At 65.7% G+C, this 19,060-nt stretch carries 16 protein-coding genes; 12 read left to right on the top strand and 4 right to left on the bottom strand.

Annotation, left to right across the window (positions count from 1 at the left end):
* Nucleotides 1-20 precede the first annotated feature (20 nt).
* The 8 genes from QUV25_RS11730 (at nucleotide 21) to QUV25_RS11695 (ending at nucleotide 9,401) form a co-directional block, all read left to right on the top strand.
* Entirely contained in the window at nucleotides 21-2,870 is a 2,850-nt protein-coding gene (locus tag QUV25_RS11730; RefSeq protein ID WP_300864235.1) for a nitrate reductase, read from the top strand.
* A 53-nt stretch (nucleotides 2,871-2,923) separates the two neighbouring features.
* The gene (ybiB, locus tag QUV25_RS11725; protein ID WP_300864046.1) at nucleotides 2,924-3,865 is read left to right on the top strand and encodes a DNA-binding protein YbiB; all 942 of its coding nucleotides are present in this window, start codon (nucleotides 2,924-2,926) and stop codon (nucleotides 3,863-3,865) included.
* Entirely contained in the window at nucleotides 3,855-4,646 is a 792-nt protein-coding gene (gene cobA / locus QUV25_RS11720; protein ID WP_300864045.1) for a uroporphyrinogen-III C-methyltransferase, read from the top strand. The genes ybiB and cobA overlap by 11 nt, the downstream gene beginning before the upstream one ends.
* A gap of 107 nt (nucleotides 4,647-4,753) precedes the next feature.
* Nucleotides 4,754-5,878 (top strand): sterol desaturase family protein, encoded by a 1,125-nt coding sequence (locus QUV25_RS11715; protein ID WP_300864043.1) that lies wholly within the window; start codon nucleotides 4,754-4,756, stop codon nucleotides 5,876-5,878.
* Entirely contained in the window at nucleotides 5,862-7,100 is a 1,239-nt protein-coding gene (locus QUV25_RS11710; RefSeq protein ID WP_300864041.1) for an NAD(P)/FAD-dependent oxidoreductase, read from the top strand. Before QUV25_RS11715 ends, QUV25_RS11710 begins: the two co-directional genes overlap by 17 nt.
* A 167-nt stretch (nucleotides 7,101-7,267) precedes the next feature.
* Nucleotides 7,268-7,480: a 30S ribosomal protein S21 gene (rpsU, locus tag QUV25_RS11705; RefSeq protein WP_300864039.1), complete on the top strand. Its 213-nt coding sequence runs from the start codon at nucleotides 7,268-7,270 to the stop codon at nucleotides 7,478-7,480.
* A gap of 103 nt (nucleotides 7,481-7,583) precedes the next feature.
* Nucleotides 7,584-8,030 (top strand): GatB/YqeY domain-containing protein, encoded by a 447-nt coding sequence (locus tag QUV25_RS11700; protein WP_300864037.1) that lies wholly within the window; start codon nucleotides 7,584-7,586, stop codon nucleotides 8,028-8,030.
* 162 nt (nucleotides 8,031-8,192) lie between these two features.
* Entirely contained in the window at nucleotides 8,193-9,401 is a 1,209-nt protein-coding gene (locus QUV25_RS11695; RefSeq protein ID WP_300864035.1) for an ABC transporter substrate-binding protein, read from the top strand.
* A 289-nt stretch (nucleotides 9,402-9,690) separates the two neighbouring features.
* On the opposite strand, the gene pmbA is transcribed toward QUV25_RS11695, so the two are convergent.
* Entirely contained in the window at nucleotides 9,691-11,136 is a 1,446-nt protein-coding gene (pmbA, locus tag QUV25_RS11690; RefSeq protein ID WP_300864032.1) for a metalloprotease PmbA, read from the bottom strand.
* 107 nt (nucleotides 11,137-11,243) lie between these two features.
* Between pmbA and yjgA the strand changes: the two genes are divergently transcribed.
* From yjgA to QUV25_RS11675, 3 genes are read left to right on the top strand one after another with little or no spacing between them, the layout of a single operon-like run.
* Nucleotides 11,244-11,900: a ribosome biogenesis factor YjgA gene (yjgA, locus tag QUV25_RS11685; protein ID WP_300864031.1), complete on the top strand. Its 657-nt coding sequence runs from the start codon at nucleotides 11,244-11,246 to the stop codon at nucleotides 11,898-11,900.
* A 7-nt stretch (nucleotides 11,901-11,907) separates the two neighbouring features.
* On the top strand, nucleotides 11,908-12,507 hold the full coding sequence (gene mog, locus QUV25_RS11680; protein WP_300864029.1) for a molybdopterin adenylyltransferase: 600 nt from the start codon (nucleotides 11,908-11,910) through the stop codon (nucleotides 12,505-12,507).
* A gap of 17 nt (nucleotides 12,508-12,524) precedes the next feature.
* Nucleotides 12,525-13,001, top strand: coding sequence for a peptidylprolyl isomerase (locus QUV25_RS11675; protein ID WP_300864027.1), 477 nt, complete (start codon nucleotides 12,525-12,527; stop codon nucleotides 12,999-13,001).
* A 148-nt stretch (nucleotides 13,002-13,149) separates the two neighbouring features.
* On the opposite strand, the gene cysE is transcribed toward QUV25_RS11675, so the two are convergent.
* Together cysE and QUV25_RS11665 are read right to left on the bottom strand one after the other, a co-directional pair.
* Nucleotides 13,150-13,920, bottom strand: coding sequence for a serine O-acetyltransferase (gene cysE, locus QUV25_RS11670; RefSeq protein ID WP_300864026.1), 771 nt, complete (start codon nucleotides 13,918-13,920; stop codon nucleotides 13,150-13,152).
* A gap of 10 nt (nucleotides 13,921-13,930) precedes the next feature.
* Nucleotides 13,931-14,677: an RNA methyltransferase gene (locus QUV25_RS11665; RefSeq protein WP_300864024.1), complete on the bottom strand. Its 747-nt coding sequence runs from the start codon at nucleotides 14,675-14,677 to the stop codon at nucleotides 13,931-13,933.
* A gap of 157 nt (nucleotides 14,678-14,834) precedes the next feature.
* Between QUV25_RS11665 and QUV25_RS11660 the strand changes: the two genes are divergently transcribed.
* Nucleotides 14,835-15,764: an inositol monophosphatase family protein gene (locus QUV25_RS11660; protein ID WP_300864022.1), complete on the top strand. Its 930-nt coding sequence runs from the start codon at nucleotides 14,835-14,837 to the stop codon at nucleotides 15,762-15,764.
* An 11-nt stretch (nucleotides 15,765-15,775) separates the two neighbouring features.
* Here the strand turns inward: QUV25_RS11660 and QUV25_RS11655 are convergent, their stop codons facing one another.
* Nucleotides 15,776-18,964, bottom strand: coding sequence for a PAS domain-containing protein (locus tag QUV25_RS11655; protein ID WP_300864020.1), 3,189 nt, complete (start codon nucleotides 18,962-18,964; stop codon nucleotides 15,776-15,778).
* Nucleotides 18,965-19,060 lie beyond the last annotated feature (96 nt).

Below are 19,060 nucleotides of genomic sequence, written 5' to 3'. Positions count from 1 at the left end.
CTGACGCGCTCAGCGAACAGGTGATTGCCTTTCATCCTGCAGCTCAGGCGCCAGTGCAGACCCGTTCCACCTGCCCCTACTGCGGCGTAGGCTGCGGCGTGATCATCGAGAGCGAGGGGGTGCAGATCACCGGCGTGCGCGGCGACCCGGAGCACCCTGCCAATTTGGGCAAGCTCTGCTCCAAGGGCAGCACGCTGCACCTCACCGCGTCGGCCGACGTCACGCGCCAGACCCGCCTGCTGCAGCCATTGCAACGTCTGCAACGCGGTGGCGCCACCACGCCCATCGGCTGGAACACAGCGCTCAACCTCGCCGCAGATCGTTTCACCCGCACCATCGTCGAGCACGGACCCGATTCGGTCGGGTTTTACATCAGCGGCCAGCTGCTCACCGAGGACTACTACGTCTTCAATAAACTTGCCAAGGGCCTGATCGGCACCAACAACGTCGACACCAATTCGCGCCTTTGCATGAGCAGCGCCGTGGCCGGCTACAAGCTCACGCTCGGCGCCGACGCGCCGCCGTCCAGCTATGAAGACATCGATCATGCGGCCTGTCTGTTCATCGCTGGCAGCAACGCTGCCTTTGCCCACCCGGTGCTGTTCCGCCGCATCGAAGAGGCCAGGTGCAAGAACCCGGCGATGAAGATCATCGTGGCCGATCCACGCCGCACCGACACCGCCGAACAGGCCGACCTGTTCCTGCAGCTGCAACCCGGCAGCGACGTGATGCTGTTCCACGGCCTGCTGCACATCATGCTGTGGGAAGGCTGGACTGACGCGGCCTACATGGCGGCGCACACCGTTGGCTTCGACGACCTCAAGGCACTGGTGCGCGATTGCACACCCGAGCGCGTGGCGCAGGTGTGTGGCCTGTGGAAGGAAGAACTGTTCACCGCGGCAAGGTGGTTCGCCGGCCTGCAGGGCAGTGGCACACGCCAGCCCACGCTCAGCCTGTACTGCCAGGGCCTGAACCAGAGCAGCAGCGGCACCGCAAAAAACGCCACCCTCATCAATCTGCACCTCGCCACCGGCCAGATCGGCAAACCAGGTGCCGGTCCGTTCAGCCTCACCGGTCAGCCCAACGCCATGGGCGGACGAGAAGTGGGAGGCCTGGCCAATTTGCTCAGCGCCCACCGCGACATGGGCAACCCGGCACATCGCGCCGAGGTGGCCGCGCTGTGGGGCGTGCCCGCTGTGCCGTCCAAGCCGGGCAATACCGCGGTGGAGATGTTTCAGGCCGCGGCCGATGGGGAGATCAAGGCGTTGTGGATTGCCTGCACCAACCCGGCGCAATCCATGCCCGATCAAGCCACAGTTCGCCGCGCCCTGGAACGCTGCGAGTTCGTGGTGGTGCAGGAAGCCTTTGCCACCGCCGCCACCTGCGACTTCGCCGACCTGCTCCTGCCCGCCACCACCTGGGGCGAAAAGGAAGGTACGGTCACCAACAGCGAGCGCCGCATCAGCCGCGTGCGCTCGGCCGTGCCCGCACCCGGCGAGGCGCGGCACGACTGGCGCATCGCGGGGGACTTCGCCAAGCGGCTGGAAGCCACGCTGAGACCCGGCCAGCCCACGTTATTTCCCTATCCCGACGCAGAATCCATCTGGCTCGAGCACCGCGAGTCCACCCGGGGCCGCGACCTCGACATCACCGGCCTGTCCTGGCCCATGCTCGAAGAGAAAGGTCCGCAGCAATGGCCGCTGCGCGAGGGCGACGCCCGGGGCAAGACCCGCCTTTATGAAGACGGCGTGTTCCCCACCCCTGACGGCAAGGCCCGCTTCGCCGCCTTGCCCTGGCTTCCCCTGGCCGAGCTGCGCGAATCGCGCTACCCTTTTTCGTTGACGACCGGCCGCCTGCGCGACCAGTGGCACGGCATGACGCGCACCGGCACCCTGGGTCGCTTGTTCGGCCACGTGCCCGAGCCGGTGGTGCAACTGCACCCGCAGGACATGGAGCGACGCAGTCTGAAGGAAGGCGATCTGGTGCAGGTCACCAGCAAGCGCGGCGCCATCGTGCTGCCGGTGCAGGCGAGCTCCTCGCTGGGCCTGACGCAGGCCTTCATCGCCATGCACTGGGGCTCAGACACCCTGAGTGGCCGCAGCAGCACGGGCGGCGTGCTGGCCGGCGCGAACGCGCTCACCACCTCGGCCTATTGCCCCACGTCCAAGCAGCCCGAACTCAAACACGCTGCGGTCAAGGTGCTCAAAGCCGAGCTGCCCTGGACGCTGCTGGCCCTGGCCTGGCTGCCCGACAACAGCGCACTGTCCAGGCTCACCGAGCTGCGCAAACTGATGCCCCGATTTGAGTTCGCATCCTGCGTGCCGTTTGCCAGCGGTGCGCCGCTCGAGACGGCGCCGGGCCAAGAACGCACGGGCGTGCTGCTGCGCGCCGCCGCCCACGAGGTGCCCGACGACGCCACGCTGATGCAGATCGAATCCCTGCTCGGTCTGGACAGCGCCGACACGCTGCGCTACGCCGACCGCCGTTTGGGCCAGCGGCGCAGCGCCCGCTTGGAGCGCGAGGGCGCGTCTGCCCGGCTCAACGCCGTGCTGCTGGCTGGAGACACGCGGGCCGAGCACTGGATCAAGCCCTTGTTGCAGGGCAGGCTGCCAGCGCAGGACTATGGGCGGCGCCTGCTCATGGGCAGCGCCCAGGCGCCGCTGGCTTTGCCGGCTGCCAGCCCCCAGGTGTGCACCTGCTTCAACGTGAACGAAGCAGCGATCCGCGACACACTCACCACCTGCGAGGGCGACCCCTCTCAGCGCCTGGCCGCGTTGCAGCAGCGGCTGCACTGCGGCACCAACTGCGGCTCCTGCCTGCCGCAGGTCCAGCGCCTCGTGCGCGATTCATCGGCGTTGACCGCCGCCTGAGCTCGGTCGACATATAACGAAAAGTCATCAGGCCTGGCTCACAATTGCACCCTATGGGCATCAGTCAGTACATCAAAGAAATCGGCCGCGGCAAGGAAGGCGCGCGTTCGCTCACGCGCGAACAGGCCGCTGACCTGATGGGTCAGGTGCTGGATGGCACCGTGACCGATCTGGAAATCGGCGGTTTCTGCCTTGCGATGCGCATCAAAGGCGAGACACCCGAGGAGATGGCGGGTTTCCTGGACGCCACCCACGCCCGTCTCCACCAGCTGCCCCACAACCAATGCACCACCGTGGTACTGCCCAGCTACAACGGCGCGCGCAAGCTGCCCGTGCTCACACCCCTGCTGGCCCTGTTGCTGAGCCGCGAGGGTCTGCCCGTGCTGGTGCACGGTACCGCCACCGAAGACCGGCGCGTGAGCAGCGAAGCGGTGTTCACTGCGCTGGGCATCTCTGCCAGTCAGCCCACTGAACCGCTGGCTGCGGGGAAACTGGCGTTTGTGCCCACCGCGCGCCTGAGCGCTGGCCTGAAGCGCCTGCTCGACGTGCGCCGCGCGGTCGGCCTGCGCAACCCGGCGCACAGCCTGGTCAAACTCATGAACCCCTGCGCGGGTCGAGCGCTGGTCATCGGAAGCTACACCCACCCCGAGTACGCACTGTCCATGGCCCACACCTTTGCCCTGACCCGCACCCACGCCCTGTTGCTGCGCGGCACCGAAGGCGAGCCGGTAGCCGACGCGCGGCGCACACCGCAAATGGAAGCCTTTCGCGATGGCCAGCGCCACCTGCTGCAGGCCGCACAGGAAGGTCCTCTCACCGCAATGCCCGATCTGCCCCGAGACACCAGCGCGGTCGCCACGGCCGCCTACATTCAGGCCGTGCTCGGCGGCGCTCTGCCTGTGCCGCGACCGATTGCCTTGCAGGTGGAACACATCTTGCAGGAAGTTTCGTCAGCCACCGCCGCTCAACATGACCGCCCAGCCCATGCCCCCTGAACCTGCTGACGCCTTTCTGCCGGGCACCGTCACCCTGGTTGGCGCAGGGCCGGGCGATCCTGAGCTGCTCACGCTCAAGGCCGTGCGCGCCATCGGCGCGGCCACGGTGCTGCTGGTCGACGACCTGGTCAACGACGCGGTGCTCGTGCACGCCGCACCCGGCGCCCGCATCGTGCATGTCGGCAAGCGAGGTGGCTGCAAAAGCACGCCGCAGGCCTTCATCGAGAAGCTCATGGTGATGGCTGCACGCGAAGGTGAGGTGGTGGTGCGTCTCAAGGGGGGCGACCCGTTCGTCTTCGGTCGCGGTGGCGAGGAAGTGGAACACCTGCACAGCCAGGGCATCACGGTGCAGGTGGTCAACGGCATCACCGCAGGCCTCGGTGGCCTCACCGCGCTGGGCGTGCCGCTGACGCACCGCGAACACGCGCACGGCGTGGTGTTCGTGACGGGTCACGCCAAACCGGGCGACAGCGGCACCGACTGGCCCGCCCTGGCCGCCACCGTGCGCGACGCTCGTCTGACGCTGGTGATCTACATGGGCGTGTCCGGCGCCGCCCACATCCAGCAACAGCTGCTCACGGGTCTGCCAGCGAGCACGCCACTGGCCATCATCCAGCATGCCACGCTGCCCCACCAGCGCCACGCGGTGAGCACGCTCGGCGATCTGGTGGCCACGCTGGCGCGCGAGCAGCTCGGCAGCCCAGCCGTGATCGTGGTGGGTGACGTGGTGCTGGGCATTGCAGCAGCCGCCAGGCCACGCATCGCCACGCGCTCAGCCTGAAGCGCTGAGGCGGCACATGGCGCCAGCGGGGTGCCTAGCGTGCGCCCGCTACACTGCGCGCACCACAACACATGCGGTCCGAAAGAGGCCGTTCGCGGAGGACGACAGTGCTTGAAAAACTCAACCAGCTCAGCGACAGCCATGGCGCGCTTGTACCTGGCCGCGGCCTCATCTCTGGCGTGATCGCCCTGTGCCTGGGCATTCTGTGCCTGCTCGGCGTGCTGGCTTTTCACTTTCCGCAATACCTCACCACCCCCGAGCTGCGCCGCAGCTACGACGTAGAGGTCATCCGTACGGTGATGTTTGTCGCCCTGGTGCTGGCCGGCGGCCTGAGTCTGGTGAACATCCTCTTCAACCGGGCGCGCTGGCTGGCGTCCTTCGCCTTTGCGCTGGTGGCGCTGAGTGCGCTGCTGGGCGGGCACAAGGTTCCGGTAGGCGACTTCGCCGACGGCACGCCCTACATCGGCCTGGACTGGTTCATCCTCGACCTGCTGGGCTCCGCGCTGATCTTTATTTTCATCGAAAAACTGTTCGCCCTGCGCAAGGACCAGCCGGTGTTTCGCGCCGAGTGGCAGACCGATTTTCACCATTTCATCGTCAACCACATGGTGATCGGCTTCATGCTGCTGGCCACCAACCTGCTGGTGCACAAGCTGTTCGGCTGGGCTGCCAGCGACGGCATCCGGGGCTGGTTCGGCGCGTTGCCGTTCTGGGCCGGCCTGCCCCTCATCATCCTGGTGGCAGACCTGGTGCAGTACTGGACCCATCGCGCCTACCACGAGGTGCCGCTGCTGTGGCGCCTGCACGCGGTGCACCACAGCGCCAAGCACATGGACTGGATGGCCGGCTCGCGTCAGCACATTCTGGAAACGCTGATCACGCGCACCCTGGTGCTCGCCCCCATCTTCACGCTCGGCTTTTCGAAGGAAGTGATCGACGCCTACATCATCGTCGTGGGATTCCAGGCCGTTTTCAACCATGCCAACGTGAGCGTGCGCCTGGGTCCGCTGCGCCACATCATCGTCACACCCAACTTCCACCACTGGCACCACAGCCAGGACCAGGACGCGCTGGACAAAAACTATGCGGCCCACTACGCGTTTCTCGATCACCTGTTCGGCACCGCCGTCAAGAGCACGCGGCTCTGGCCCGAAAACTATGGCGTGCTGGGTGACTATGTGCCCAACGGATTCTGGAAGCAGGTGAAGTTTCCTTTTGTCTGGAAGGGCTGACCTGGTGCAGGCTTTTGACGCCGTCGTGATCGGCGCCGGCGCTGCCGGCCTGTTCTGTGCTGGCGTTGCAGGCCAGCGTGGCCTGCGGGTTCTGGTGCTGGACCACAGCGAGAAGGTGGCAGAAAAGATTCGGATTTCGGGCGGCGGACGCGCCAACTTCACCAACCGCGACATCGATCCGCGCTCGCCACACAAGCACTTCATCAGCGACAACCCGAACTTCTGTCGCTCCGCACTGTCCCGTTACACGCCGCAAGATTTCATCTCGCTGGTCCAGAGCCACGGCATCGCTTTCCACGAAAAACACAAGGGTCAGCTGTTCTGCGACCGCTCGGCCGAGGACCTGATCCAGATGTTGCTGGCCGAATGCACCGCGGGTGGCGTGCAGCGCTGGCAGCCCTGCGGCGTGACGGCAGTTCGTGTCACGGGTGAGGGCTCATACGAGCTGGACACCGACCGCGGCACAGTGACCAGTCGCAGCGTGGTCGTGGCCACTGGCGGCCTGTCCATCCCCAAAATCGGTGCCACCGACTTCGGCTACCGGCTGGCGAAGCAGTTTGGCCTGCGGCTGGTCGAACCACGACCCGGGCTGGTGCCCCTGACCTTTGACGGCGCTGCCTGGCTGCGTTATGCGGAACTGGCCGGCCTGTCTTTGCCCGTCCAGATTGAGACCGGCGCCCAGAAGCAGCGAGTCCAGTTCATGGAAGACCTGCTGTTCACCCACCGCGGCCTGTCTGGCCCAGCGGTGCTTCAGATCTCGAGCTACTGGCAACCCGGCAGCCCGATCCGCCTCAATCTCGCGCCCGAGGTCAACCTGCCTGAGGCGCTGGCGCAAGCCAAAATCCGCTCGCGCAAGCTGATCGCCAACGAGCTGGCAACCCTGGTGCCCAGCCGCCTGGCCGATGCCTGGGCGCAGCAGGACCCCGACTGGCAACGCCCGATCAGCGAAGCCAGCGACAAGGCCCTGAGCCGCCTGGCCGACCGGCTGGCCCGATGGGAGCTCACCCCCAGCGGCAGCGAGGGCTACCGCAAGGCCGAGGTGACGCTGGGCGGTATCGACACGCGCGATCTCTCGTCCCAGACGCTGGAGTCCAGCCAACCAGGCCTCTATTTCATTGGTGAGGTGGTTGACGTGACCGGCTGGCTGGGTGGCTACAACTTCCAGTGGGCCTGGGCCAGCGCGCATGCCTGTGGCATGGCCCTGCCCGTCCTGGCCACCTGAGGCCCGAATCGGACTGGCGTTCTGGGGTGATCAGGCTATAATCCAGAGCTTTGCTGGCAAATCCCCGTCGGCCAATACTAGTTAATGACGGGACAATTGCAGAAATGACGCCCGGGCCTGATCTTCCCGGCCATCCTCTTTCCGCACCAATTGGAAACCATTCGTTCATGACGACCATCCGTGTAAAAGACAACGAACCCTTTGATGTCGCCCTGCGCCGCTTCAAGCGCACCATCGAAAAGCTGGGCCTGCTGACCGATCTGCGCGCCCGCGAGTTCTATGAAAAGCCGACCGCAGAGCGCAAGCGCAAGAAGGCCGCAGCGGTCAAGCGCCACTACAAGCGCGTGCGCTCCATGCAGCTGCCCAAGAAGATGTACTGAGCCCTGTTGCCAGCTCCTGCTGGCAACACGCCAAAAAAGCCCGCTGGCGCACGCTCAGGCGGGCTTTTTGTTTTTCCCAACCCGCCCATTCCAAGGATTCCCTATGCCGATCAAGGAACACGTCGCCCAGGCCGTGAAGGCCGCCATGCTGGCCAAAGACCACCAGACGCGCGACACGCTGCGCCTGCTGCAAGCGGCGGTGAAGCAACGGGAGGTGGACGAACGCGTCGAACTGGATGACGCCGGTGTGGTCGCGGTGCTGGACAAACTCGTCAAGCAGCGCAAGGACTCCATTGCCGCCTTTGAACAAGCCGGTCGCCAGGACCTGGTGGACCAGGAGCAGGCCGAGCTGGCGGTGCTGCAAACCTATCTGCCCGAACGCCTCTCGGCTGAGGCGGTGGCTGAGGCGGTGCAGGCCATCGTCATCCAGCTGGGCGCGAACGGCCCTGGCGACATGGGCAAGGTCATGGGCGCGGCCAAGGCGCAATTGGCGGGCAAAGCCGACATGGGCCAGGTGTCGGCGGCGGTGAAGGCCGCCCTCAGCCGCTGAGCCACCAGCGGATCGTCCGCCATCGCGCCGTTCGTAGAGAAACAGCCGCCGCGTGTCGGGCTTCACGCGGCGCTCCGTGGGAGCCTGTTCCAAACCGGGCGACACTCAAAGGATGCGTGCAGCGACCTGCTCTGCCTCCATATGCCCCCCAAAGGACCCTCCATGATCCGACTGACATCTGCTGTGTTGACGCTGGCCTTGGCCGCGCTCCTGCCCACTGCCCAGGCCCTGGCTCAGGCCAAGCCAGCTGTGCAGCCCGTGCGCATCGGCATGATCGGGCCCTTCACCGGCCCCTCGTCCGACTTTGGTACTCCCATGTTGCGCGGCGTGCAGCTCGCGGTGGAAGAGATCAATGCGGTAGGTGGCTACCTCGGTCGCCCGCTGGAGCTGGTGATCAGGGACGATGAAGGCAAGCCAGACGTGGGCCTGGCGCGATCCAAAGAGCTGATGGGCGAAGGCGTGATCGCCACCATCGGATTCTGCAACACGGGTGTGGCGCTCAAGTCCATTGAGGTGTTCCAGGATGCCAAGTCGCCGCTGATCGTGCCCTGCTCGACCGGCTCCCCCATCACCAGCAAGTACCCGGCGCCCGAGAGCTACATCTTCCGCACCTCGGCGCGCGACGCGATCCAGGCACCGTTTGTGGTCGATGATCTGGTCAAGCGCGGCTGGACCAGGGTGGCCATCTTTGCCGACTCGACCGGCTACGGCGAAGCCGGCCTCAAGGACGTCGAGAAGGCACTGGCCGCCAAAGGTCTGAAAGCGGTGCACGTCGCGCGCTTCGGCCTGGGGGTGAAGGACTTGACCGAGGAGCTCAAGGCCGCGCGCCAGGCAGGCGCCAACGTGGTGTTCAGCTACACCGTGGGGCCGGAAAACGCGACGATCGCGCTGGGCCGCCGCACGCTGCAGTGGGACGTGCCGCAGGTGGGCGCCTGGCCCCTGTCGTTTCCGTTTTTCATCAATGGCGCGAAGCAGGCAGCAGACGACGCGCTGATGGCGCAAACCTTCATCGCCGAGCCGAGCAACGAACGCCGGGCGGCCTTCCTCAGCGCCTACGCCCGCAAGTACAAGGAACCCATGGGCGTGCCCATGGCCGCCGCGCAGGCCTACGACACCGCCTACCTGCTGACCTACGCCCTGTTCTCGATCCGCAACGGCCAGTTCAGCGGCCCGGCGGTGAAGGCGGCGCTGGAGAACATTCCCCGTGTGTACTACGGCATCGTCGCCACCTACGAAAAGCCGTTCAGCATCGACGACAAAGACGCCGTGACACAGAACATGCTGGTGATGGGCAAGGTCAAGGCCGGTCGGGTGACATTCGCCTACCCGGAAGACGCGCGCCGCAACCTGTTTGTGCAGCGGAAGAAGTAGGGCCCCCACACTCCGCCTCTGCGCGGGTCGCTGCCCCCCGGGGGGCTGATTCGGCTTGGGGCGGCCCGGCGTCGAATCGGCTCCCCCCGCGCCGGCTTCGCCGTCACCCCCTCCAGGGAACGGCACTGTCGGCCCGGCAAAGCCGGTTCCGCGGTGCCCTGGAACAACTCCCACTCCAGCGCCAGCGCCGCGTGTCTTCAACCCAGGATGCGGTGGAACCGGCTTTGCCGGGCCACTCGCATCGCCCCCTTGAGGGGGTGACGCGCCGCAGGCGCGGCGCGGGGGTGGGCTAAGAGCCAGCGACCTTCATGCGGTTGATCAGGATAGAGCCCACGGTCTTGGCGCCGTAGCTGTAGGCGTCGGCCCCCACCGCCTCGATGCCCTTGAACATGTCTTTCATGTTGCCGGCGATGGTGATTTCCTGGACTGGGTAGGCGATTTCGCCGTTTTCCACCCAGTAGCCTGAGGCGCCCCGGGAATAGTCGCCAGTGACGTAGTTGACGCCTTGCCCCATAAGCTCGGTGACGAACAGGCCACGCCCCAGCTTTCTGAGCATCGCGCTCAGATCGTCACCCGGCTGGGTCAGCCGGCTGCTGAGGATGAGGTTGTGCGAGCCGCCGGCATTGCCGGTGGTGCGCATGCCCAGTTTTCGCGCCGAGTAGGTGGAGAGGAAGTAGCCTTGTACCTTGCCGGCGCTCAGGACCTTGCGGCGGGTGGTGCGCACGCCTTCGTCGTCAAAAGGTGCGCTGCCCTTGCCACCCAGGAGGTGCGCATCCTCCTCGATGTCCAGGTGCTTGGCCATCACCGCCTTGCCCAGACTTTCGGCCAGAAAGGTGGTCTTGCGGTACAGCGCGCCGCCGCTGGTGGCCTGCACATAGGCCCCCAGCAGGCCAGCGGCCAGTGGCGATTCAAACAGCACCGGGCATTCGGTGGTGGCGATCTTGCGCGAGCCCAGTCGCGACAGCGCGCGCTGCGCCGCGTAGCGGCCGATGGCCTCCGGGCCGGCCAGGTCTTCTGGCGCGCGCTGCGAGCTGTACCAGTAGTCGCGCTGCATGTGGGCGCCCTTGCCCGCGATCGGCGCCACCGACAGACTGTGGCGCGAACTCGCGTAACCGCCGCGGAAGATACCGGGCTGGCCTCGCTCGCCGCCGCGCATGTGCGCAGAGAAAAAGTGCGATTGTTGGGCTGAGACGCCAGCGCCTTCGCTGTTGGCGATCTTCTTGCTTACAGCGAACGCGGCGGCTTCGCAGGCGAGCGCAAGCTCCAGCGCGGCCTCAGAGCTCAGCGCCCACGGGTGGAACAGATCCAGATCGGGGTAGCTGTCGGCCACGTCAGCCGCATCCGGCAGGCCAGCCGCCGGATCTTCGGCGGTGAAGCGCGCGATGTCGTAGGCCGCTTGCACCGTCTGGCACACCGCAGCGGGGGAAAAATCGGAAGTGGACGCATTGCCGCGCTTCTTGCCCAGGTACACGGTGACGCCGAGCGACTTGTCGCGGTTGCGCTCCACGTTCTCCAGCTCACCCTTGCGCACCGAGACGCTCAACCCCGAGCCTTCGGACACCTCAGCGGCCGCATCGGATGCGCCGAGCTTGAGCGCGTGGTCCAGGGCCATGTCGACCAGGTCCTCGAACTGTCGACGCTCGTACTGAAATCCCGGCAAGGGTTTGCCGGGATCGGTGGCGGAGCGGGAGGGAGCGGGAGCGGCGGGCGCCAAGGTGGGAGCAGGTTTTTTCATGTCGAGGGCTATGATACTGGCCGACCACCCCGTGTCTCCTGCCCAGGCGACTAAGCCCCTGTGCAGGCCGGGCCGGCGTCCTGCCCCGCCTCCCCAACCACCGTCTCATGTCCCGCAAACCCACCAAAGGCTATTACGTCCGAGGACAGTTTGTTGCCGAAGGCAGCGAACTCGACCTTGAACTCAAGCGCGAGCTCAAGGGCTCGGTCGACCAGAGCAAGACCGACCTCAAGAAAGCAAGCGACCGCCTGCAAACCCTGGGCGAGAGCCTGCTCACGCTGGGCGCAGGCGCCACTGCGAGGCTCGTTGAAACCGAGCATCTGCCCGAAAAACTGCTCGACGCGGTGAACGAAGCCAAGCGCATCAGCAACTTCGAGGGTCGCCGCCGGCAGATGCAGTTCATCGGCAAGCTGATGCGCAAGCTCACTGACGACAGCGTGGCTGCTATCGAGGCAGCGCTGGACGAGCAGCGCCGCCCCTCGGCCCAGGCGACGCTGGCGCTGCACCAGGCCGAGCAGTGGCGCGACCAGCTGATTGCCGACGATGACGCGCTCACCCGCTGGCTGGCGTTGGACGCGCAAGCCGATGTGCAGCACCTTCGCGCCCTGATCCGTCAGGCGCGCAAGGACGCGCAGGATGTCAAAGAGCGTCCAGGCGAAGCCTTGCGGCACGGCAAGGCCTTTCGCGAGATTTTCCAGATCGTTCGCGAGGCCCTGGGCCGCGACGACCCCGATGCCGCCACCCCAGCCACCGACTCCGAGTGATCCGCTTATGACCTCCCCCACCGCACACGAGCCGGTGCGCATCGGCATCGTCTCCATCAGCGACCGGGCCAGCACCGGTGTCTACGAAGACAAAGGTTTGCCCGCTCTGAAAGACTGGCTCACACGCGCACTGCTCAACCCCGTCACCTTCGAGCCCCGTCTGATCCCCGACGAGCAGGATCGCATCAGTGCCACCCTGATCGAGCTGGTCGACGCCGGCTGCTCGCTGGTGCTCACCACCGGCGGAACAGGCCCGGCCCTGCGCGATGTGACACCCGAGGCCACGCTGGCCGTCGCCCACAAGACCATGCCAGGCTTTGGCGAACAGATGCGCCAGATCAGCCTTGCCTTCGTGCCGACCGCCATCCTGTCCCGGCAGGTTGCGGTCATCCGCGCTCAGAGTCTGATCATCAACCTGCCCGGTCAGCCGAAGGCGATTGCCGAGACACTCGAAGGCCTGAAACACGCCGACGGCTCCACCCGCATCAACGGCATCTTCGCCGCGGTGCCTTATTGCATTGACCTGATCGGTGGGCCGTATCTGGAAACCCGCGACGAGGTCTGCAAAGCCTTCCGCCCCAAGTCGGCCGTTCGCCCTGCCCGCTGATTCTTTGAAAGCCCCTGATGAAAATCACCAAAGACACCGTCGTCACCCTCACTTTCCGCGCCAGCGATGCGCAGGGCAAGCTGCTCGATGAGGGCAAAGAGCCCCGCTCCTACCTGCACGGCGGTTACGGCAACACCTTGCTTGGTATCGAGAAGGCGCTGGAAGGCCAGGAAAAAGGGTTCGCGGGTACGCTGGTGCTTCCGCCAGAAGACGCGTTCGGGCCGCGCGACGAGACGCTGGTGACCACGATACCCAAGCGCGACTTCCCGCCCGGTGTGAAGGTCGGTGGCCAGATGCAAGGTACCAACGAACAAGGCCAGGAACAGGTCTTCACGGTGATGAAGATCAAGGGCGACACGGTGCACCTCGACGGCAACCACCCGCTGGCCGGCCAAACCCTGCGCTTCGCGGTCAAGGTGCTCGATGTGCAGCCCGCATCAGCCGAAGAAATCGCCCACGGCCACGCGCACGGCGCGCATGGGCATCATCACTGAAGCTTGCCCCGCGCCGGCGTCGCGGGATCCCGAAGATTGGTACCTTGGGCGTGAGGGGGAACTGACCAGGGGCACCGCGCCTCCGGCTTTGCCGGGGCGCCAGTGCCTCCCCCTCAGGGGGTGACGGCGAAGCCGGCGCGGGGGGAAACTACTTGCCGACCAGCTGATTCAGCTTGTCCGCCTCGAAGCACTCTTTGCGCGCAGCGTCCTCGGGCACGCAGTCACCGGTCTGCGCGGTAGCCAGTTTTTCGATGGCGCACCACAGCAAAGCGATCTGATGTTCCTGGCTCGCAGTGGTGTCGATCAGGCCGCGCATGGCCTGTGACAAAGGGTCGTCATCCTGCGTGATGCCGTAGGCCTCGAACTTCGGTCTGTGCTCCGTCACATCGGCGCTTTCGCCGGTTTTGCTCGGGATGATGCGGGCGGGAATGCCGACCGCGGTCGCGCCGGCTGGTACCGGTTTGATGACCACAGCGTTGCTGCCGATCTTGGCCCCGTCGCCCACTTCAAATCCGCCCAGCACCTTGGCGCCGGCGCTCACCACCACGTCACGACCCAGCGTGGGGTGGCGCTTGGTGCCTTTGTACAGCGACGTTCCACCCAGCGTCACACCCTGGTAGATGGTGCAACCGTCACCGATCTCGGCGGTCTCGCCCACCACCACACCCATGGCGTGATCAAAAAACACCCGTTCGCCCACCTTGGCACCCGGATGGATCTCAATGCCGGTAAGCCAGCGCGCCACATGGGAAATGAAACGGCCGGGCCATTTGAGCCCGTGATTCCAGCACCAGTGCGCCGGGCGGTGCAGCCAGACCGCATGCAGGCCGGGGTAGCAGGTAACCACCTCCCAGACGCTGCGGGCGGCGGGATCGCGTTCGAGCACGCACTGGATGTCGGATCGGAGACGGGCAAACATGGATTGAAGTCTAGCGTTTCGCCCGTTGCGCTGCTTGCAGCATGGCCTTGGCGATGCCGCGCAGGATGTGAATCTCTTCGTCGCTGGGCTCGGCGCGGTTGAACAGCTGGTTGAGCCGTGGCATGAGCTTCTTGGGTGCGTCTGGGTCGAGAAAATCGATGGCCACCAGCGCCTGCTCCAGGTGCGCCAGCATCCCCGCGACCGACTGCGCGTCGGCCGCTGCCCGCGGCGCATCCAACTGGGCAGCCCCGAATCCCCCCAAGGCCTGGCGCCAGTCGTACGCGATCAGCTGCACCGCCGCGGCGAGATTGAGTGAACCGAAGTGCGGATCGGTCGGGATGCTCAGGCAGGCGTGACAGCGGTATACATCCTCGTTGCGCATGCCAAAACGCTCCGAGCCAAACAGGAAGGCCACGCCCGTCGGCGCCTCGGCCTTATTGGCAGACGGTCCGACCAGGCCATCGAAGTGGGGGCGCGGCGCGCGCGTGGGCGGGCCGAAATCACGCGGTGTCATGGCCGTGGCGCAAAGGTGGCTCACGCCATGCAGCGCCTCGTCCAGCGTGTCGACGATGCGGGCGCGCTCGAGCACATCCAGCGCGCCGCTGGCGCGCTGGATGGTTTCCTCGCGCCGCAGCACGTTGGGCCAGCGCGGCGCCACCAGCACCAGGTCGTCGAACCCCATGACCTTCATGGCGCGCGCGGCACCGCCCACATTGCCGGCGTGGCTGGTCTGGATGAGGACGAAACGGGTGAGCATGGTGTGATGAATTGGGCGGTTCGCGGGCGAGGTCGATCAGGACAAACGACTCAGCCGTTAAAATCGTCGATTGTCGCTGCCCCCATCGTCGATGGCAGCCCGCCTCCGCTCATCCACTGTCGCTCGGCGCTCAAACGCCGCGTCAAGGTCACAATTCATGTCGTCCACCCTCCACCCCATGCTCAACGTGGCCATCAAGGCCGCTCGTACCGCCGGCACCATCATCAACCGCGCCGCGCTGGACGTGGAGTCTGTGCGGGTGTCGGTCAAGCAGACCAACGATTTCGTGACCGAGGTCGATCACGCATCCGAGGCCGCGATCATCGACACCCTGCTCACCGCCTACCCCGATCACGCGATCTGGGCCGAGGAGTCGGGCAAGACACCCGGGCGCCATGGCGGCGCCGACCATGTCTGGATCATCGACCCGCTGGACGGCACCACCAACTTCATTCATGGCTTCCCGGTCTACTGCGTGAGCATCGCGCTCCTGGTGGGCAACCGGCTGGAGCAGGCGGTGATCTACGACCCTTCCCGCAACGACCTTTTCTGCGCCACCCGTGGCCGCGGCGCCTACATGAACGACCGGCGCATCCGCGTCGCCAAACGCATTGGCCTGCGCGAGAGCCTGCTCTCGACCGGCTTTCCGTTTCGCCCCGGCGACGCCTTCCAGACCTACTTGCAGATGATGGGCGACGTGATGCCGCGCTGTGCTGGCCTGCGCCGCCCCGGCTCGGCCGCGCTCGACCTGGCCTATGTGGCTGCGGGCTTCACCGATGGCTTCTTCGAGATGGGCCTCTCACCCTGGGACGTGGCTGCTGGCGCCTTGCTGGTGACCGAAGCGGGCGGTCTGGTGGGCAACTTCACTGGCGAATCCAACTTCCTCGAACAAAAGGAATGCCTGGCCGCCAATCCGAAGATCTACGGTCAGCTGGTCAGCGTGGTCGGCAAGTACAGCAAGTTCGCCTCGGCAGGCGAAAAGGCCAAACTGCGCCAGAGCTTGCCGGCACAGCCTGCCGGTGATGGCTCCGAAGCCGCGGGCGGTGACGATTTCACCCCCACCGAAGTGGCACCCCCGCCCTTCTGAGCCAGGGCCGCTCAGGCGGTCGGCAATGTCCACCAGAAGACGGCGCCCGCATCGGGTGAGGCTTCGGCCCAGATGCGGCCCCCGTGGCGCTCGACGATGCGCGCCACGATGGCCAACCCCACGCCCGTACCTGGCACGTCCGAGCCTGCGTGCAGGCGCTGAAACAGACCAAACAGCTTCTGCGCACGCGCCATGTCAAAGCCCATGCCGTTGTCACGCAGACAAAATGCCTGTTGCCCTGGATCAAATTCAAGGGTGATCACTGGCTCGCTGCGGTGTCGCGAATACTTCAGCGCGTTGTCCATCAGGTTGAGCAACACCTGGCGCAGCAGGGTGGCGTCGCCCATCACGCTCGGCAACGCGCCCACCTGGATCCGCGCTCCGGGCAGGTCGTGCGCCAGCTGGTCCACCACCGCATGCGCCAGCACACCCATGTCCACTGGCATCGCATCCAGGTCCACCCGCACCACGCGCAGCAACTCCAGCATATCGGTGATCATCTGGCCCATGTTGCGAGAAGAGCGGTGGATGCGCGCGTACATGTCGCGCACCGTCGGGCTGAGCTGATCGCCGCCTTCCTCTTCGATGAGGGCGGCAAATCCATTGACTGAGCGCAGCGGAGCCCGCAGGTCGTGGGCAATCGAGTATGAAATCGCCTCCATGTCTTTCATGGAGCGCTCGAGCTCGGCGGTGCGCTCGGCCACGCGCAGCTCCAGGCTGGCGTTGAGCTGGCGCACCTGCTCCTGGGCCACTACCCGCTCGTGGATATCCAGGTGGGTGCCCGACATGAACAAAGCCTTGCCTGCGTCGTCGCGCCGGTGCACCCGACCCCGCTTGTTCACCCAGACCCAGTGGCCGGATCGATGGCGCAACCGCAGGTCCAGGTCGACATGCGCTGTCTCTCCCCGCCAGTGCGCCATCAGCTGCCCTTTGGCGCTGGCGAGGTCATCGGGATGGACCAGCCCGATCCAGGTGTCCAGCGACACCGGGCTGAGTTCCTCCAGCGTGTAGCCCGCCATGTCTGCCCAGCGTGCATCGATGGACAGCGTGCCGGTATCCAGATTGCATTCCCAGATGCCCGGCCGTGTGGCCTCCAGCACCCACTGAAGGCGCTGGCGCTCAGCATCCAGTGCCTGCTGCGCCTGCACGTACGGCGTCATGTCGGTGTAGGTGCGCACCCAACCGCCCCCAGGCAGGAGGCGGGTCGTGACCTCGATCATCGTGCCCAGGTGGGTGGAGCGCAGGTACGCCTCGGGCGGCATGAGCTCGGGCTGGTAGTAGAGATAAGGCCTGAGAGAAGGGTCGAGGAGCTGCAAATCCTCACCCAAATCACCCCGAGACATCTGAAACGCCACCACCTCGTTGTGGGTGGGGTGCCCGGACATCAACGACTCGGGCAGATCGAGCAGCTCCAGAAAGCGTCGGTTGTAGACCCGGATGCGGCCTTCAGCGTCCATCAGTGCCAGGCCCTGGGCCATGCTGTCTAGCGTGAGCTGGAGGGCGCTGGACTTCTCCGCCAGAAGGGCACCGGTACGCTGCAGCTGTTCGCGCGAGCGCCGCCGCTCCTGCGAAGCGCGCTGAGCCATCACCAGCTGTCGCACCGTCCCCAGCAGAGGCTGAAGGAAGTCCACATCGGCATCGCTGTAACCGCCACTCTGGTTGGACAGGCCGACGATGGCGATCATCTTGTCACCCGCGGTGATGGGCAAGCCCAGGAAACTGGCCATGGGCGGCCGGCCTGGCGGCAACCCACCTGAGCGGGCGTCGAGGACAGGCTGGTTGGCGATCACCACCTCGCCGGAGGCCATCACATGGCCAAACAAGGCGTCAAGGCTGTCAACCTCTCTGCCCCACTGATTCTGCGCATCGTACGTGCGCGCCGAATCAATGTCCCACGACAGGTCGTTGACCGCGTGCATCTTGACGAAAGACCGGTCATGCTCGTCTCGCAGCACCTCACCCACAAAACCACGGGCGCTGCCGGTGACGGACAGGAAGGCGTCCAGCAGCTGCTCGAACGATTGCCGCTGATCCTGGGCTTCGATGAACGCCGCCTGAGCCCGACGAACCGCATCCAGCATGCGGTGCTGGCGCTCAAGCTGCTGCGACGCCATCCGGGACTCAGTCACGTCCGTGGTAAATCCGTGCCACACCACCGCACCGTCGGCTCCGACCTGCGGCACCGCCTCTGCACTGTGCCAGCGCACTCGACCCTGCGACAGACAGACTCGATGCGTATTGCGCCAGACCGACAAAGAGCTCGTGGCCAAGGTCAGCGTTCGCAGCAACTCCTCGCGGTCGTCTGGATGCACACGTTTGATCAGCGCGCGGCCATCCTTCTCCAACTCAGAAGGCTCCAGCTCCAACATATCCCAGGCGCGGTCGTTCACAAAAGTGAAGGCACCTCGCCCGCTCGGCGACAGGCTGCCGCGGTACATCAAGCCCGGAAGACTCGCGGCGATCCCCTTGATCAGGCTGAGCTGCTCCGCCAGACGATCGCTGCCCGAGCGCTCAGCGGTGATGTCCTGCACCACGCCGAAGTCGGTCTGCGGATTACCTGGGACCGCAGTTCTGCCCATTCGGGTTCTGAACCAGCGCAGCTGTCCATCGGGATGCAGCCAGCGGAAGTCGATCTCCCGCTCGTCGCAGGCGGCGCGTGCCTCAAGCCAGCGCGCCTGATCATCCGGGTGCAGGTAGCTTCGCGTCTCTGGGCGTGTCAGCGGCTTGCCCGCAGGCAACCCCGTGATGTCGTATAGGCCGGGAGACCAATGCACCACCTCATCGTGAGAAGCGTTGGTCCAATGCCCGACACGGGCCAGCTTCTCGGTCGCCGCGTGCAGTTCAAGGCGCCGCTCCATCGATTGGTAGGCCTCCCTGAGCTCACGCTCGGCCAACACTTCGCGGGTGATGTCGGTCAGGTAGGTCAGCAGCAGGGGCGGCGTGTATTGGGACAGGACTTTCGTGTGCAGGCGCAATGTCTTCGCAGACTGGCCGGGCAGCGCAAACTCATGCTCCACGGCCGCGCCCTGTGATGACGAAATGCGTATCGCGTCATTTCGCTGCTCGCGCGTGCGCCAGATGCCCAGCGAATAGGTGGTTTGCCCCACCGCCCGCTCACGCGGGATATCCATGGTCTGGACCCAGGCGTCGTTGACGGCGAGTATTTCGCCATCCTCCAACCGGCTGAGTACAGCCGCCATAGGCGCGTGAAGGAATAGGCCTTCGAAAAAGGAAGAGGACTCCGCTGTCATGGAAGGCGAAGGGTGGGTCGGGCCGGCAGGGTCAGATTCCATGAG

Source organism: Hydrogenophaga sp. (assembly GCF_030373245.1).
GTDB lineage: Bacteria > Pseudomonadota > Gammaproteobacteria > Burkholderiales > Burkholderiaceae_C > Hydrogenophaga.
The sequence above is the reverse complement of the archived record's forward strand: the minus strand, read 5'-3'. Positions and strand labels throughout refer to the sequence as shown.

What these genes read in the sequence shown, in the direction of transcription:
- rpsU (WP_300864039.1), top strand. Translation starts at nt 7,268, where the DNA reads ATGACGACCATCCGTGTAAAAGACAACGAACCCTTTGATGTCGCCCTG.
- cysE (WP_300864026.1), bottom strand. Translation starts at nt 13,920, where the DNA reads ATGTTTGCCCGTCTCCGATCCGACATCCAGTGCGTGCTCGAACGCGAT.
- QUV25_RS11660 (WP_300864022.1), top strand. Translation starts at nt 14,835, where the DNA reads ATGTCGTCCACCCTCCACCCCATGCTCAACGTGGCCATCAAGGCCGCT.
- cobA (WP_300864045.1), top strand. Translation starts at nt 3,855, where the DNA reads ATGCCCCCTGAACCTGCTGACGCCTTTCTGCCGGGCACCGTCACCCTG.
- pmbA (WP_300864032.1), bottom strand. Translation starts at nt 11,136, where the DNA reads ATGAAAAAACCTGCTCCCACCTTGGCGCCCGCCGCTCCCGCTCCCTCC.
- QUV25_RS11665 (WP_300864024.1), bottom strand. Translation starts at nt 14,677, where the DNA reads ATGCTCACCCGTTTCGTCCTCATCCAGACCAGCCACGCCGGCAATGTG.
- QUV25_RS11675 (WP_300864027.1), top strand. Translation starts at nt 12,525, where the DNA reads ATGAAAATCACCAAAGACACCGTCGTCACCCTCACTTTCCGCGCCAGC.
- ybiB (WP_300864046.1), top strand. Translation starts at nt 2,924, where the DNA reads ATGGGCATCAGTCAGTACATCAAAGAAATCGGCCGCGGCAAGGAAGGC.
- QUV25_RS11700 (WP_300864037.1), top strand. Translation starts at nt 7,584, where the DNA reads ATGCCGATCAAGGAACACGTCGCCCAGGCCGTGAAGGCCGCCATGCTG.
- QUV25_RS11695 (WP_300864035.1), top strand. Translation starts at nt 8,193, where the DNA reads ATGATCCGACTGACATCTGCTGTGTTGACGCTGGCCTTGGCCGCGCTC.
- yjgA (WP_300864031.1), top strand. Translation starts at nt 11,244, where the DNA reads ATGTCCCGCAAACCCACCAAAGGCTATTACGTCCGAGGACAGTTTGTT.
- mog (WP_300864029.1), top strand. Translation starts at nt 11,908, where the DNA reads ATGACCTCCCCCACCGCACACGAGCCGGTGCGCATCGGCATCGTCTCC.
- QUV25_RS11655 (WP_300864020.1), bottom strand. Translation starts at nt 18,964, where the DNA reads ATGGCGGCTGTACTCAGCCGGTTGGAGGATGGCGAAATACTCGCCGTC.